This is a genomic window from Serinicoccus sp. CNJ-927, from assembly GCF_001942435.1.
Classification (GTDB): Bacteria; Actinomycetota; Actinomycetes; order Actinomycetales; family Dermatophilaceae; genus Ornithinicoccus; species Ornithinicoccus marinus.
The window spans coordinates 14,610-29,459 of record NZ_MKKF01000052.1 but is presented as its reverse complement, the minus strand read 5'-3'; the positions used below and the strand labels follow the sequence as shown (position 1 = coordinate 29,459).

Annotated in this window: 12 protein-coding genes; 6 read left to right on the top strand and 6 right to left on the bottom strand. The window is 73.6% G+C overall.

Annotated features, from left to right (window positions below; genetic code table 11):
- The gene (locus tag BJF86_RS16265; protein ID WP_075820499.1) at window positions 1-1,530 is read right to left on the bottom strand and encodes a helix-turn-helix domain-containing protein; all 1,530 of its coding nucleotides are present in this window, start codon (window positions 1,528-1,530) and stop codon (window positions 1-3) included.
- Between the two features lie 120 nt (window positions 1,531-1,650).
- Here BJF86_RS16265 and BJF86_RS16260 point away from each other — a divergent pair, with 120 nt between their 5' ends.
- Together BJF86_RS16260 and BJF86_RS16255 are read left to right on the top strand one after the other, a co-directional pair.
- On the top strand, window positions 1,651-2,298 hold the full coding sequence (locus BJF86_RS16260) for a DUF3000 domain-containing protein (protein WP_075813938.1): 648 nt from the start codon (window positions 1,651-1,653) through the stop codon (window positions 2,296-2,298).
- Window positions 2,295-3,626, top strand: coding sequence for an HRDC domain-containing protein (locus BJF86_RS16255; protein WP_075820497.1), 1,332 nt, complete (start codon window positions 2,295-2,297; stop codon window positions 3,624-3,626). The genes BJF86_RS16260 and BJF86_RS16255 overlap by 4 nt, the downstream gene beginning before the upstream one ends.
- Before the next feature lie 29 nt (window positions 3,627-3,655).
- On the opposite strand, the gene hemE is transcribed toward BJF86_RS16255, so the two are convergent.
- Together hemE and BJF86_RS16245 are read right to left on the bottom strand one after the other, a co-directional pair.
- Window positions 3,656-4,750 (bottom strand): uroporphyrinogen decarboxylase, encoded by a 1,095-nt coding sequence (gene hemE, locus BJF86_RS16250; RefSeq protein WP_083653270.1) that lies wholly within the window; start codon window positions 4,748-4,750, stop codon window positions 3,656-3,658.
- A gap of 42 nt (window positions 4,751-4,792) precedes the next feature.
- Window positions 4,793-5,782, bottom strand: coding sequence for a DUF4349 domain-containing protein (locus tag BJF86_RS16245; protein WP_075820493.1), 990 nt, complete (start codon window positions 5,780-5,782; stop codon window positions 4,793-4,795).
- A 166-nt stretch (window positions 5,783-5,948) separates the two neighbouring features.
- On the opposite strand from BJF86_RS16245, the gene hemG reads away from it, so the two are divergent.
- The 3 genes from hemG to BJF86_RS16230 all read left to right on the top strand — a co-directional run bounded on the left by hemG (window position 5,949) and on the right by BJF86_RS16230 (window position 9,163).
- Window positions 5,949-7,367 (top strand): protoporphyrinogen oxidase, encoded by a 1,419-nt coding sequence (hemG, locus tag BJF86_RS16240; RefSeq protein WP_075820491.1) that lies wholly within the window; start codon window positions 5,949-5,951, stop codon window positions 7,365-7,367.
- Between the two features lie 5 nt (window positions 7,368-7,372).
- Window positions 7,373-8,086, top strand: coding sequence for a hydrogen peroxide-dependent heme synthase (gene hemQ / locus BJF86_RS16235; protein ID WP_075820489.1), 714 nt, complete (start codon window positions 7,373-7,375; stop codon window positions 8,084-8,086).
- A gap of 270 nt (window positions 8,087-8,356) precedes the next feature.
- A complete protein-coding gene (locus BJF86_RS16230) occupies window positions 8,357-9,163 on the top strand; it encodes an NAD(P)-binding domain-containing protein (protein ID WP_075820487.1) in 807 nt (268 codons plus the stop codon).
- A gap of 33 nt (window positions 9,164-9,196) precedes the next feature.
- Here BJF86_RS16230 and msrB read toward each other — a convergent pair whose 3' ends face one another.
- Window positions 9,197-9,652, bottom strand: coding sequence for a peptide-methionine (R)-S-oxide reductase MsrB (gene msrB, locus BJF86_RS16225; protein ID WP_075820485.1), 456 nt, complete (start codon window positions 9,650-9,652; stop codon window positions 9,197-9,199).
- A gap of 134 nt (window positions 9,653-9,786) precedes the next feature.
- Here msrB and ligD point away from each other — a divergent pair, with 134 nt between their 5' ends.
- The gene (gene ligD / locus BJF86_RS16220; protein ID WP_075820483.1) at window positions 9,787-10,857 is read left to right on the top strand and encodes a non-homologous end-joining DNA ligase; all 1,071 of its coding nucleotides are present in this window, start codon (window positions 9,787-9,789) and stop codon (window positions 10,855-10,857) included.
- 152 nt (window positions 10,858-11,009) lie between these two features.
- On the opposite strand, the gene manA is transcribed toward ligD, so the two are convergent.
- Window positions 11,010-12,209: a mannose-6-phosphate isomerase, class I gene (gene manA / locus BJF86_RS16215; RefSeq protein WP_237768277.1), complete on the bottom strand. Its 1,200-nt coding sequence runs from the start codon at window positions 12,207-12,209 to the stop codon at window positions 11,010-11,012.
- Window positions 12,206-14,848, bottom strand: a complete 2,643-nt coding sequence (locus BJF86_RS16210) for a PEP/pyruvate-binding domain-containing protein (RefSeq protein WP_075820481.1) — start codon at window positions 14,846-14,848, stop codon at window positions 12,206-12,208. The genes manA and BJF86_RS16210 overlap by 4 nt, the downstream gene beginning before the upstream one ends.
- Window positions 14,849-14,850: the final 2 nt, after the last annotated feature.

Sequence of the window (14,850 nt, the reverse complement as noted above, 5' to 3'; positions counted from 1 at the left end):
TCAGATGTCGCGGAAGGTCTGGATCTGCGCCCCGAGCGCGTTGAGCCGGGTCGCGAGGTCCTCGTAGCCGCGGTTGATGACGTAGACGTTGCGCAGCACCGAGGTGCCCGGCGCCGCGAGCATCGCCAGCAGGATGACCACGCCGGGACGCAGCGCCGGTGGGCACATGATCTCGCCCGCGCGCCACTTGGTCGGCCCCTCGATCATGACCCGGTGCGGGTCCATGAGGTGCACCTTGGCGCCGAGGGTGGTGAGCTCGGTGAGGTAGATCGCACGGTTCTCGTAGACCCAGTCGTGGATGAGCGTGGACCCCTGCGCGCAGGCCGCGATGATCGCGAAGAACGGCAGGTTGTCGATGTTGAGGCCGGGGAAGGGCAGCGGGTGGATCTTGTCCAGCGGTGCCTTGAGCGGACCCGGCTTGGTGGTCAGGTCCACGAGCCGGGTATGCCCGTTCGCGCTGGCGTACTCCTCCGACAGGTGGCACTCGAAGCCCATCGTCCCCAGCACGGCCAGCTCGATCTCCATGAACTCGATCGGCACCCGGCGGACGGTGATCTCGCTGCCGGTGACGACCGCGGCCGCCAGCAGGCTCATCGCCTCGATGGGGTCCTCTGAGGGGGCGTACTCGATGTCGGTGTCGATCTCCTCGACCCCGGTCACGGTCAGCGTCGTCGTGCCCAGGCCCTCGATGCGCACCCCGAGCTGCTGCAGGAAGACGCACAGGTCCTGGACCATGTAGTTGGAGCTGGCGTTGCGGATGACCGTCGTGCCGGTGTGCCGGGCCGCGGCCAGCAGGACGTTCTCGGTGACCGTGTCGCCGCGCTCGGTGAGCACGATCGGCCGGGTCGGGGACACCGCGTCGTCCACGGTGGCGTGGTAGCTGCCGGTGGTGGCGGTGACGTCCAGGCCGAAGTGCCGCAGCGCGATCATGTGCGGCTCGACGGTGCGGGTGCCGAGGTCGCAGCCCCCGGCATACGGCAGCTCGAAGGTGTCGAACTCGTGCATGAGCGGGCCGAGGAACATGATGATCGTCCGGGTGCGACGCGCCGCGGCCTCGTCCATCGAGTCGAGGTCGATCTTCTCCGGCGGCACGATCTCCAGGTCGGAGGAGTCCGGGAGCCAGCGGATCTTGTAGCCGATGCTGGTGAGCACCTCGGTGATCCGGTTGACCTCCTCGATCCGGGCGAGGTTGCGCAGCGTCGTGCGGCCCTTGTTGAGCAGCGAGGCGCACAGCAGCGCCACGGCGGCGTTCTTGGAGGTGCGGACGTCGATGCCGCCGGACAGCTTGACGCCGCCCTCGATGCGCAGGTTCTGCGGGATGCCGGAGGAGACCTGGACGATCTCGGAGTCCAGCTTCTCGCCGATGCGGGCGATCATCTCCAGGGAGAGGTTCTGCTTGCCCTGCTCGATGCGCGCGACGGCGCTCTGGCTGGTGCTGAGCAGGTCGGCCAGCTCGGCCTGCGTGAGGTCCTTGTGGCGGCGGGCGTCACGGATGAGCCCGCCGATGCGGGAGAGGTAGCTCTCGGTCATCCGGCCACTGTAGATCACATATATGAGATATGCCTGGACGGGTGGGGTCGGTGCCGGAACCGCCGCGGTCGCGGCGTTGCGCTCCTGCCGGGACCGGCCGGCGCGTCCTACCCTGGGGGTGTGGTGAGCCGGATCTCCGACCAGCGTCCGCGGCAGCGTCCCGCGGCCGGCCAGGGTGCGCCCGAGCCGGGCGTCTTCGCCCGGGGCCTGCAGGGTATACGCGCGGCCCAGGTCCGCTCCGAGCTGGTCCTCGAGGAGGTCCCCGCCCCGACCCGGCTCGCGCCGCACGCGGTGGCGCTGTCCGGGGAGGTCGTCCCCTCCCGGGTCGATGACGAGGACCCGATCGCCACCGGACGCTTCGTCGTCCTGCACGACCCCGAGGGGCCCGAGCCGTGGGAGGGCACCTGGCGGGCGGTGACCTACGCCAAGGCGCAGATGGAGCCGGAGGTCGGGCACGACCCGCTGGCCGGTCAGGCCGGGTGGTCCTGGCTCACCGACGCGTTGGACGACGCGCAGCTGGGGTGGTCCGCCGCCGCCGGCACGGTCACCTGCGTCACCTCGGAGAGCTTCGGGGCGCTGGCCGACCGGGAGCCGACCGTCGAGCTCGAGATCCGCGCGTCCTGGACCCCGGTCCTCACCGACGGGGACGAGGCCAGAGAGCTGGCCGCCCACCTCGGTGCCTGGGGCGACCTGCTCTGCACCCTCGCCGGGCTGCCGCCGCTGCCCGACGGCGTGGTGGCCCTCACCGGGGTCCGCCGCGACCGATGAGCCCCGACCTCACCGACGAGGACCCCAGCAGCGACTACGACCGCCTGGAGACCCCGCTCGAGGGGATCCCGGCGGTGGTGGACACCGCCGAGGGGCTGCAGCAGCTGATCACCGCCCTGGGGGCGGGGGAGGGTCCGGTCGCCGTGGACGCGGAGCGGGCCTCCGGCTACCGCTACGGGCAGAGGGCCTACCTCATCCAGCTGCGCCGGGAGGGGACCGGCACCTGGCTCGTCGACCCCATTGCCTTCGACGACCTCACGGCGGTCGACGGGGCGCTCGCGGGGACGGAGTGGGTGCTGCACGCGGCCACCCAGGACATCCCGTGCCTGGCGGAGGTCGGGATGCGCCCGCGGGCGCTCTTCGACACCGAGCTCGGGGCGCGGCTCGCCGGGCTGCCGCGGGTCGGTCTGTCCGCCGTGCTGGAGTACTACCTGGGCGTGACCCTGGCCAAGGAGCACTCGGCCGTCGACTGGTCCACCCGGCCGTTGCCTGAGCCGTGGTTGCGCTACGCGGCCCTCGACGTCGAGCTGCTGGTCGAGCTCCGTGACCGGATGGAGCGCGACCTGCGCGAGCAGGGCAAGCTGGACTGGGCGCAGCAGGAGTTCGCCGCGCTGTGCGACTTCACCGGGCCGCCCGGGCCGGACGAGCCGGACGCCTGGCGTCGGACCACGGGGGCGCAGCGGCTGCGCCGACCGCGGTCGCTGGCGGCGCTGCGCGAGCTCTGGACGACCCGGGACGCCCTCGCCCGGGAGCGCGACGTGCCCCCGGGCCGGGTGCTGCCCGACGGCACCCTCATCGACCTGGCCCACCGGATGCCGACGCAGGCCGCCGCTCTCGCCTCCGGTCGCAAAGAGTCCTCGCGGACCCGGCAGCGACGTGCCGAGCAGGGTCTGCTGCGTCACCAGCGTGCCTGGCTGGGCGCGCTCAAGGCCGCCGCCGCCCTGCCCGACGACGCCCTGCCCGAGCCGCCGCGGCGCGGCGACACCCCGCCGCCGCCCCGAGCCTGGGCCGAGCGGGAGCCGGCCGCCGCCGAACGCCTCACGCAGGTCCGGGCCGACCTGTCCGAGCTGTCCGAGCGGCTCGAGATCCCGGTCGAGAACCTCATGACGCCGGACGTGGTGCGGCGGATCCTCTGGAAGCCTCCCGCGGAGATGGGCGACGGGTCAGGGGACGGAGACACCTCAGGGTCTGGCTATGGCTCAAGGCACGGTGACGGAGATGCGGCGGACGCGGTCGACCGTGCGGCGGCGGAGCTGGGAGCCCGCCCCTGGCAGCGCCAGCTGGTGGTGCCGATCCTCGTCGCTGCCCTGGAGGCCCACCCCTCCTGACCACCGAGCGCCGCCCATGGTTGCCGGCGTCAGCGGGCAGAGTGCTCGTGCACCAGCTCGACCACCCGGGTGAGCACCGCCGGGTCGGTGTCGGGGAGGACTCCGTGGCCCAGGTTAAAGATGTGCCCGGGCACCCCGGCCGCACGCCCCTCGTCGACGATCTCGCGCACGCGGGCGGCGAGCGCCTCCCAGGGGGCGAAGAGGAGGGCCGGGTCGAGGTTGCCCTGGACGGCATACCGTCCACCGGTCCTTGCCGCGCCGTCGGACAGGCTGACCCGGTAGTCGACCCCGATGACGTCGGCGCCCGCCTGCGCCATCGCTGGCAGCAGCTCGCCGGTGCCCACGCCGAAGTGGATGCGCGGCACGCCGAGGTCGCCGATCCCCTCCAGCACGGACCGGCTGTGCGGCTCGACGTGGCGCAGGTAGTCGGCGCGGGAGAGGTGGCCGGCCCAGGAGTCGAAGAGCTGCACCGCGCTCGCCCCGGCCTCGACCTGGACCCGGAGGAAGGTCCGCGAGATCTGTGCGAGTCGGGCGCACAGGTCGCTCCACAGCTGCGGGTCGCCGTGCATGAGCGCTTTGGTCCGCTCGTGGTTCTTCGACGGTCCGCCCTCGACGAGGTAGGACGCGAGGGTGAAGGGGGCTCCCGCGAAGCCGATCAGAGGCGTATGCCCCAGCTCGCCGACGAGCAGCCGCACCGATTCCGCGATGTCAGGAACGTGCTCCGCTGTGAGCTCCGGCAGGCGGTCGAGGTCGGCCCGGGTCCGGATCGGCTCGGCGATGACCGGGCCGGTCCCCGCGACGATGTCGAGGTCCACCCCGACGGCCATGAGAGGCACGACGATGTCGCTGAAGAAGATCGCCGCATCGACGCCATGGCGGCGCACCGGCTGCAGCGTGATCTCGGTGACCAGCTCCGGGGTGCGGCAGGCGGTGAGCATCGGCACGTCGCGCCGCACCTCGCGGTACTCCGGCAGGGACCGCCCGGCCTGACGCATGAACCACACCGGGGTATGCCCGACCGGTTGCTTCCGCGCGGCGCGCACCAGCACGCTGTCGGCGGGGCTCGGGGTGAGATCGGTGGAGGATGCGGCAGGGGAGGTCACCGCACGAGTCTCGCACGGCATACCTGATCCGGACGGGGGCAACCATCCGCGACGCCCGAGGGGCTACTGCTGCGGTGCCGACCCCTCATGCTCCGGCGTCTGCCCGTCCCTGGCCTGCGGTGCGCTCGGGGCGGTGCTGCGGGCGGACGACGCAGCATGGCGCCGGCGCCACCACCAGAGCACCGGTACGAGGATCACCCCGAGCACGACCAGGAAGGGCAGCAGCGCTCCGAGCAGCGTCAGCAACACCGTCACGGACGCGGCGAAGGCGTCCCAGCCCTGCTGCAGTCCGGCGACGAACCCGGTGTCGGGCCGCGCCTCGTCGAGGTCCTGCGACGCCTCGGCGAGGTGCAGCGTGATCGTGGACCGGGCGACGTCGTCGGCGAGCACCTGCATCCGGGCCTTGAGCGCATCGAGCTCGGCCTCGCGGGTGGACAGCTCGCGCTCCAGGCTGGCGATCGACTCGACGTCGGGGGCCTCCTCGACGAGGTCCCGCAGTCGGGTTGCCCCGGCCTCGAGCGTGGCGATGCGAGCCTCGACGTCGCGGTACTCCGTCGTCACGTCGTCGGCGCTGCTGCTGGAGGACTGCACCTGACCCAGCTCGCCCAGCGTCGCCACCACCGGGTCCAGCTCGGCGGAGGGGACCCGCAGCACGAGCGACCCGTAGCCACCACGGTCCTCGGTGCCCGGCCGGACGTCCTCGGAGGAGACATAGCCCCCGGCGCCCGTCACCGTCGCGCGGGCGCGGGTCACGGCGGCGTCGACCGCCTCGACGACGACCTCGAGCTCGACGCGGCGCACCATCAGCGGCGCCTCGCCGTCCGCCGCGACCGAACCCTCGCCGATCTCCGCAGCGGCCTCGGCGGCGCGGCTCCCTGCCTCGTCGCCACCCTCCTGCGCGGCGGCACCCTCCGCCCCCTCCTCTGCGTCGGCGGCATAGCCGGAGGCGGCGTCCGCTCCCGCGTTCTCCGCGCCGCTGTCGGCACTGCTGCACCCCGTCAGCAGCGCCAGCAGCACCGCCACCACGGCTGCCACGATCGTCCTGGTGCCCATCGGTTCGCCTCTCCTGATCGAACGCCCGCACGGCGACCCCCTGCGGATCGACGGTGCGACGGGAGCCACCGACGGGGTCGTTCCACCGCGGCGGTCACGATCGCGTCACGATGACGACGGCGGGGTCACGGGCCGGTCACGCCGGCCCGGGTGAGACGCTGGAGGTATGACGTCCTGGCTGGTCATCGGTGGCGGGATCAGTGGGCTCACGGCGGCGCTGGCGGTGCTCGAGCGCGAGCCGACCGCCCGGGTCACCGTGCTGGAGGGCAGCGACCGCCCCGGCGGCAAGCTGAGCGGTGCGCGGGTCGCCGGGTGCGAGGTGGACGTCGGGGCCGAGGCCGTGCTGGCCCGGCGCCCCGAGGCCGTGGAGCTCGCCCACCAGGTCGGATTGGGAGACGAGCTCGTCCACCCCACCTCAGCCGGGGCGCAGGTCTGGAGCCGGGGCCGCATCCACCCGCTGCCGCGGCGCACCCTCATGGGGGTGCCCGCGGACCCGGGGGCGCTCACGGGGCTGCTCACCGGCGACGAGGTCCGCCGTGCGGCGGCCGAACCAGCCGGCCGGGTCGAGGCCGACGACGTGAGCGTGGGGGAGCTCGTCAGCGGGCGGATGGGTGGCGCCGTGACGCAGCGACTGGTCGAGCCGTTGCTCGGGGGCGTGTATGCCGGGCACGCCGACCTCATCTCGGCCCGGGCCGCCCTGCCCGCGCTGCTGCGCGCCGCGCAGGACGGACAGCGGCTGCAGGACGCGGCGTCCGGGATCCTGCCCGCACCCACCGACGGCACCCAGTCAGTGGGCACGGCACCGGTCTTCGCCACGGTGCGGGGCGGGCTGCACCGGCTCGTGGACGCCGCGGCCGGGCACATCACGGCCGCCGGGGGTGATGTCCGCACCGGCACCCTCGCGCGCGAGCTGCGCCGACACCCGGATGGTGGCTTCGAGGTGGTGACCGGCCCGCGACCGGACCCCACGGCATACCGGGCGGACCGGGTCGTGCTCGCGACACCTCCCGCGGCGACCGCGCGACTGCTGCGCGACGTGTCCCCCGCCGCTGCGGACCGGCTCGTCGGCGTGGAGACAGCCTCGATGGCCGTGCTGACCTTCGCCTTCGCGACCGAATCGCTGGGGCAGCTCGACGGCTCCGGGGTCCTGCTGCCGCCGGTGGAGGGCCGCACCATCAAGGCGGCGACCTTCAGCGCCACGAAGTGGGACTGGGTCCGCGAGCTGGGCCGGGGCGCCGGGCCCGACGGCGAGGACGTCACGTTCCTGCGCACGTCGGTGGGCAGGCACCGCGAGGAGGTGACGCTCCAGCGTCCCGACGAGCAGCTGCTGGCCGCCGCGCTGGGGGACCTTCGGGCCGTCCTGGGTCGTGCCCTCCCGCCGCCGGTGGACGCGCACGTGCAGCGCTGGGGAGGTGCTCTGCCGCAGTATGCCGTCGGGCACGTCGAGCTCGTCGCGCAGGTGCGCGCGGCGGTCTCGCAGGTGCCCGGGATCGCGGTGTGCGGGGCGACCTACGACGGGGTCGGGGTGCCCGCCTGCATCGGCTCGGCCCGCCGTGCCGTGGCGGAGCTGCACCCCGCACAATGAGGGGCATGGCCGACTACACCCACCCCACCCCCGACCAAGCCGAGGAGATCAACGCCTCGCTGCGGTATGCCGCCTACTCGGTCTTCCGCTCGGCGGCTCCGCTGCCGCAGGGCAAGGCGCGCGCGAGCCTGGTCGCGCAGGTCGAGCGGCTCTTCCAGGACCTGGAGCAAGAGGGCCTCGTGATCCGCGGGGTCTACGACGTCTCCGCCCTGCGTGCCGACGCTGACCTGATGATCTGGTGGCACGCGGAGCAGGTCGAGACGGTCCAACGGGCCTACCAGCGGTTCCGGCAGACCGACCTCGGCCAGCACCTGGCACCGGTGTGGAGCAACGTCGCGATCCACCGGCCGGCGGAGTTCAACCGCGGTCACGTGCCGGCCTTCCTCTCCGGGGCCGAGGCCAAGGACTACGTCTGTGTCTACCCCTTCGTGCGGTCCTACGACTGGTACGTCATGGACGCCGAGGACCGCTCCCGCATGCTGCGCGAGCACGGGATGGCGGCCCGCGACTACAAGGACGTGCTGGCCAACACCCTCGCGAGCTTCGCGCTCGGCGACTACGAGTTCCTGCTCGCCTTCGAGGCCGACGAGCTGCACCGGATCGTCGACCTCATGCGGGAGCTGCGCAACACCGAGGCGCGGCTGCACGTCCGGGAGGAGATCCCGTTCTTCACCGGCCCGCGCGTGAGCCTGGAGCGGATCGTCGACGCGCTGCCCTGAGCGTCGTCGGGCGCCTCGGCCGCGGATTGAGGGCCTCGGGATCGTCTCGGTCTCTGCGGTGACCTGAGCACGGTTGCGCACCTGATGCACGGCTCTCGACGGCTCACCCGGTGCATACCCTTGCCCAGGTCGACGACCGCGGACCTGGGCACGGTTGCGCACCTGATGCACGGCTCTCGACGGCGCGCCCGGTGCATACCCTTGCCCAGGTCGGCTGGACCCGCCGGTGGACACGGCGGCTCGGGCGGAGCCGCGTGCGAGGGTGTCGGTATGCCTGAACCCACCGCGGCGACCGACTCACCCACCATCGGCATCCTCGGCACCGGCTCGCTGGCGGCGGCCATCGTCAGAGGGCTCTGCGAGGGCGTCGACGACGCACCGCCGATCCTGCTCTCCCCACGGGGCGAGCGGATGAGCGCGCGGCTCGCCGCGGCATACCCCGACGTGACGGTGGCAGCGGACAACCAGGCGGTGGTGGACGGCGCCGACACGGTGCTGGTCTGCCTGCGTCAGGACGACACCGGGGCGCTCGGGGACCTGACGTGGCGACCGGAGCAGACCGTGGTGAGCGCGGTCGCGGGGCTCACCGCACCAGCGCTGGCCCAGGCGGTGGCACCCGCGACGGAGGTGGCGCGGGCGGTGCCGGTCGTCGGCGTCGCGACCCGGTCGTGGTCTACGCCGCTGCGCCCGGCACTGCCTGGTGCGGTGGCGGTCTTCGAGCGCACCGGCGGTGTGCTGCCGGTGGAGGACGACGAGCAGTTCGACGCGATCTTCACCGCGCTCGGCACGGTGGCCCCGCTCTTCGACTACCTCGCCGCGATCGAGGGCTTCCTGCGCGACCACGGCCTGCCGGCCGGTGGGGCCCGTACGCTGCTGGGGCAGAACGTCGCGCTCGCGCTCGCCCCGCTCGGCGTCGAGCCGGAGCCGGACTTCGCCGAGCTGCGGCGCGAGCACACCCCGGCCGGGGGCGGCAACGAGCAGATGGCGACGCTCCTGGCGCAGGCCGGGGTGCCGGAGGCGACGCGCGCGGCCCTGGACGAGGTCTTCCGTCGCCAGACCGGCGGCGCCTGGGAGTAGCCGGGCGACGCGGCTGCCGCCTGGCTGGGCCGGTCAGCCGGCCTTGGGCTCCAGTGTCATCGCGATGCTGTTGATGCAGAAGCGCTGGTCGGTGGGGGTGTCGTAGCCCTCGCCCTCGAAGACGTGGCCGAGGTGGGAGCCGCAGGAGGCGCAGCGGACCTCGGTGCGCGTCGCGCCGAGCGAGTCGTCCTGGAGGTACTCCACCCGGTCCTCGGCGAGCGGGGAGTAGAAGCTCGGCCAGCCGCAGTGGCTCTCGAACTTCGTCTCGCTGCGGAACAGCTCGGTGCCGCAGGCACGGCAGGCGTAGACACCCTCGGTGGTGGTGTTGGTGTACTCCCCCACGAAGGGGCGCTCGGTGCCGGCCTCACGCAGCACGGCGTACTCCGCGGAGGAGAGCTGCTCGCGCCACTCCTGCTCGCTCTTGGCGGTGTCGTAGGCCTTGCCCTCAGGCTTGGCGGCGTCGGTCGCGGGGGTGCTGTGGTGGCTCATGTCCTGGACAACGAGCGGCGCCGCCGATTGCTTCCTGACCTGCCGTTCCGGACATCGGCTCCTGGCGCACGTCGCCCAGGAACCGAGGTCCAGAGCCGTGGGTCGGTGCTGCGGCGTGCCGCTACATTGCGGGTATGCCTGCCGACGCCCTCACCCTGACCGCCCCCGGCCCGGACGGCGAGGAGCGGGCGGTCCGGCTGTCGAGCCCGGGCAAGGTGGTCTGGCCGGCCACGGAGGCGGGTGCGGCGATCACGAAGGCCGACCTCGCGGCATACCTCGAGGCGGTGTCGAAGCCGATGCTGCGTGCGCTCGCGGACCGGCCGGTGACCCTCCAGCGGGTCCGCGGTGGCATCGAGGGGGAGGAGTTCTACTCCAAGAACCCGCCCAAGGGGGTCCCCGAGTGGTCGCGGACCACGACGTGCACCTATCCCTCCGGCCGCAGCCACCCGCAGCTGGTGATCGACGACCTCGCCACGCTGTGGTGGACCGCGCAGATGGGCACGGTGACCTGGCACCCGTGGCCGGTGCGCAGCGGCGACAACGACCATCCCGACGAGCTCCGCATCGATCTGGACCCGCAGCCCGGCCGCGGCTTCGCCGACGTCGTCGAGGCGGCCCGGGGGCTGCGTGAGGTGATGACCGAGGCGGGGCTCACGCCTTTCGTGAAGACCACGGGCAACCGGGGGGTCCACGTCTTCGCCGCGATCGAGCCGCGGCTGGAGTTCCTGGAGGTGCGGCACGCCGTCATCGGCCTCGCCCGCGAGCTGGAGCGACGGATGCCCGAGCTCCTCACGACGGCATGGTGGAAGGAGGAGCGCGGTGAGCGCATCTTCGTCGACTTCAACCAGGCGACGCGCGACCGCACCCTGGCCGCTGCCTGGAGCACCCGGATCCTCCCGGGTGCGCCGGTGTCGGTGCCCCTGACCTGGGAGCAGCTGGGGGATGTCGACCCGGCCGGGCTCACGCTGCACACGGTGCCGGACTTCCTCGCCGAGCACGGCGACGCCTGGGCGGGCCTGCATCGGGAGGCGGGCTCGGTCGACGGTGCCTACGCGCTGTGGGAGGCCGACCTGGAGCGTGGCCTGGGTGAGCTCAACTTCCCGCCCGACCACCCCAAGATGCCGGGTGAGCCGCCGCGCGTTCAGCCGTCCAAGAAGGTGGCCGAGCACTGGGACGCCGACGGCAACCGGGTGGAGGGCACCTGAGGGGTGAGGATCGATCGCCGTGGACGTGACACGCAGACAGGTCCGTTCCGGGCTCCTGCCGATGTCACCCAGCGGCCCCCTTCGGTGCCCTCGACGGCCGTCATCATGAGCGCAACCGGGCAACTCGGCGCGCCCGGCGCGCGTGACGGCGCTCAGGTCGTCGTGGTCGCGAGGTAGAGGTCGCCCGCGCCCTCGATCCGCACCGGCCCCGCCTGGTCGACGAAGCACGCGTCACCGCGGCGCAGCGTCAGGGTCGCCTCGCCCGCGCCCAGCGTGAACTCGCCCGCCAGCACCAAGGCGATAGACGGGCTGCCCGTGGCCACGTCTGCCGACCCGGTCACGTGCAGCAGCTGCCAGGGCACGTCCGCCCCGCTGGCCTGGGTGCTCGGACGGTATGCCCGCACCCCCGGGGCGACCTCGACCGGCGCCAGGCGCGGTGGCGGGCCCGATGTGAAGTCCAGCACGCGCAGCAGCTCGGGAACGTCCACGTGCTTGCCGGTCAGGCCGCCGCGCAGCACGTTGTCGCTGGGGCCCATGACCTCGACCCCGAGGCCGGACAGGTAGGCGTGCACGTTGCCCGCCGGCAGCCACAGCGCCTCACCGGCGGCGAGTCGCACCCGGTTGAGCATCAGAGCCACGGCGATCCCCGGATCGCCGGGATGATGCGCAGTGAGCAGCCGGACAAGGTCGGCATCGCGCTCCGGCAGGCCGTCGAGATCCTCCTTGCCGAGCGCACGCACCAGCCTCTCGGCCTCCGGGTCGCCGGAGAGCAGCCACGCCACCGCGGCACCCACCCCCGAGCCTGTCTGCCCGGCGACATCCCCCTGCCCCGGGGCACTCGCGACCCGATCTCGCCACACCCCGACGGCAGGGTCGTCGAGCAACCCCGCCAGGGTGTCCAGCAGCGCGAGGACCTCCTCGACCGGCCGGAAGCCGCACAGCGCGTCGAAGCCGTCCTCGACGGCCACGATGATCTCCGGCTTGGCGTGCGGGTCCTGGTAGCTGCGCTCCGGTGCACCCAGCGGCACCCCGGCCGCCTCCTCCCGGGCATACCCGGCCCGCGCCTGCTCCGCGCTGGGGTGCGCCTGCAGCGACAGCGGTGAGGCCGCGGCCAGCAGCTTCATGAGATAGGGCAACGACTCGCCGCTGCTCTGCTCCCAGACCGCGAGGTCGGTCCATCCCGCCGCAGCCTCGAGCGCCCGGGAGGGTGCACCCGCGTGCGCTCCCAGCCACAGCTCGGCCTCCGGGCCGGTGCCCGGCGGCTGGCCAAGCGCGGCCCGGATGCCGCCGACCCGTCCCCAGGCGTAGTCGCGGACCTCGCCGGCCAGCGGCACCAGCCCCGCCGTGCTCACGGGTCAGCCCCCGTCTCCTCCTCGTGGATCCTCACCGTGCCCGCGTCGCCGTCCACGGTGAGCATCGTCCCCGTGGTGATGCGCTCGGTCGCGGAGCCGGTGCCCATGACAGCAGGTATGCCGTACTCCCGCGCCACGATCGACCCGTGCGCGAGGGCACCGCCGACATCGGTCACCAGCCCGGCCGCCTGCCCGAAGAGCGGTGTCCAGGCCGGGGTGGTCGTCCGGGCGACGAGAAGGCTCCCGGGCCGCATGAGGTGGAAGTCCGCGGTCGAGCCGATGACGCAGGCGGGGGCGGTGACCCGCCCCGAGCTCACCGCAAAACCGGTGAGCGTGCTCGCGTCGGCATCGGAGCTTCCGCCCGGGGTGGGGTGGAAGGCGGTGAGCTCGAACGGCCCGACCTTGAGGGCGCCGCGCTCGGGCACGATCGGCGGTGGCGTGAGCCGGGAGCGCGCGGCGCGAAGGTCCCGACGCTCCTGGGCGAGACCGGCCAGATGGGCGGGCTCGCCGATGGCTCCCTCCAGACCCGCCACGGCGCCGGTGTCCCTCGTTCCGGTCGGCTCACCCGCGACCGCACCCCCCAGCCGAAGCGCCGAGCGGATCTCGGCGTCGGTGAGGAAGTAGACGTCGCCCGCGTCATGGAGCGCCGCGACCTCCACCAGCCGCCGACCCAGCTCGGCGGCCAGGCGCCGGGCCGCCGGCCAGCCCGACCCGAGGTGGAACATCACGTGCTCGCGGTAGGGCGCGTAGTGGGCGGTCCACCGCCAGAGCAGGTCGAAGGCGGCGCGCGCGAGCGGTCCGAGCCGTCGGCGGGTGTGCGCCAGCAGCTCCTCGCGCTCGGCAGCCATCCTCCGCTGGCGGGCGCGCGCACCCTCGGCCGGCTCGGACCCCACCAGCGCCCGCAACGTCGCGGCCACCAGCGTCGGGTCCTCGCCCATCGGCGGCTCGGCGAAGTCGAGGGAGTAGATCTGGTGGCCGTAGGTCGCCAGGTGCCGGCGCAGCCCGGCCAGGACCGCACCACCAGCCGGGTGCTGCTCCAGCGCGGGCAGGAGCTGCGCGGGCTCGGTGCCGAGCACGAGGTCGCGCAGCCCCGCCGACGCCCGCACCTGGTCCGCCAGCCCCTCCAGGTCGGCCTGCGCGTCCAGGGCGGGGGAGGTGAAGCCGCGCAGGAAGGACGAGCTGCCCAGGCCGGGCTCCGGCAGCGCCGACCGCAGCGGCGGCAGCCGCGAGGCCAGCCCGAAGGTCGGGTCGAGCAGCCGCGACATTCCAAGGTTCAGCGCCGAGCCGAACCAGTAGCGCGCGTCCTCCAGCGCCAGCTCGGCGAGCCCGTCGAGGAGGTCCTCGCCCGTCGCCGTCGCGAGGTCGACGTGGGTCCACCGAGCCCGCACCTGCTGGTAGCGGGGCAGCACGGCCCCGTGCCAGTCGAAGGCCGGGCTGCCGAAGATGCGGGGGAGGCGGGCATACACCCCGGCGATGCCGCGCAGCGTCGCCCACCCCATCCGGAAGCTGGCGGTGGTGTAGCCGAAGCCGTTGATGGAGCGCCCGAACCCCTGCGGCACCATCTCGTCGACGTCGAAGGTGGCGCCGGTCGCCGAGGCCATCTCCTGCCCGAGCTCGCGCATCGCCTGCTGCAGCCCGCGGCGGAGATAGAGCTCCTCGAAGAGCGGCGACAGCGGGCCCGGCATGTGCTCCACGACCTGCCGGCGCATCCACACCGTGCCCGGCACGGGTGGCTCCCACCGCACGTCCCTCAGCGGTGCCGGCGGCAGGGAGGTGATCGGCCGCGCCTGCAGCACCGCCACGGTGCCCTCGCTCACCGCCCACTCGACGTCCATCGGCGTCCCGGTGTGCTCGGCGATGCGGCCACCCAGCCCCGTCAGCTCCAGCGCCGTCTTGCGGTCGAGGGCGGGGGCGTCGACGAGCTCGGCCGGGGTGGGCTCCTCCCGCGTGCCGGCCCGCGTCGGCACGGTGCGCACCTCCTTGGCCGCGATGTGCTCCTCGACGACCTCGGGCGCGGCCGGGTCGGCGGTGCTCACCACGACGGTGTCCGGCGTGACCAGACCACCCACCACGGCCTCCCCGAGACCCCACGCGGCGTTGATGACGGTTCGCCCGCGCTCGCCGGTCGCCGGGTCGGCGGTGAAGAGCACCCCGGCCACGTCCGCCGGCACCAGCCGCTGCACGACGACCGCCATCGCGACGTCCTCCTCGCGCAGGCCCTGCCTGGCGCGGTAGGCGAGGGCGCGCTCGGACCGCAGCCCGGCCCAGCAGTCGCGCACGGCGAGCAGCACCGGGTCGGTCCCGGCGACGTGCAGGAAGGTGTCCTGCTGGCCGGCGAAGCTCGCCTCCGGCAGGTCCTCTCCGGTGGCCGAGGAGCGCACGGCCACCGGCAGATCCTCCCCGGCGCCGGCCCGAGCGCCCAGCTCGAGGTATGCCTGCGCCACCTGGCCCCGCACCTCCTCGGGCAGGTCGCCACCAGAGCCGGCCGCGGCATACGCCTCCGTCGTCAGCACGAATGCGTCCGGCACCGGCATCCCGGCGCGCACCAGCTCGCCGAGCCCGGCCGCCTTGCCGCCCACGTCCGCGAGCATCGAGGCGTCCACCTCCTCCAGCCACCGGACGAACCCGTCGGCGGGCATAC

Coding starts and splice junctions, on each gene's coding strand:
- hemQ (WP_075820489.1), top strand. CDS start 7,373: ATGGCCGACTACACCCACCCCACCCCCGACCAAGCCGAGGAGATCAAC.
- BJF86_RS16210 (WP_075820481.1), bottom strand. CDS start 14,848: ATGCCCGCCGACGGGTTCGTCCGGTGGCTGGAGGAGGTGGACGCCTCG.
- ligD (WP_075820483.1), top strand. CDS start 9,787: ATGCCTGCCGACGCCCTCACCCTGACCGCCCCCGGCCCGGACGGCGAG.
- hemG (WP_075820491.1), top strand. CDS start 5,949: ATGACGTCCTGGCTGGTCATCGGTGGCGGGATCAGTGGGCTCACGGCG.
- BJF86_RS16265 (WP_075820499.1), bottom strand. CDS start 1,530: ATGACCGAGAGCTACCTCTCCCGCATCGGCGGGCTCATCCGTGACGCC.
- hemE (WP_083653270.1), bottom strand. CDS start 4,750: ATGCCGTGCGAGACTCGTGCGGTGACCTCCCCTGCCGCATCCTCCACC.
- BJF86_RS16230 (WP_075820487.1), top strand. CDS start 8,357: ATGCCTGAACCCACCGCGGCGACCGACTCACCCACCATCGGCATCCTC.
- BJF86_RS16245 (WP_075820493.1), bottom strand. CDS start 5,782: ATGGGCACCAGGACGATCGTGGCAGCCGTGGTGGCGGTGCTGCTGGCG.
- BJF86_RS16255 (WP_075820497.1), top strand. CDS start 2,295: ATGAGCCCCGACCTCACCGACGAGGACCCCAGCAGCGACTACGACCGC.
- msrB (WP_075820485.1), bottom strand. CDS start 9,652: ATGAGCCACCACAGCACCCCCGCGACCGACGCCGCCAAGCCTGAGGGC.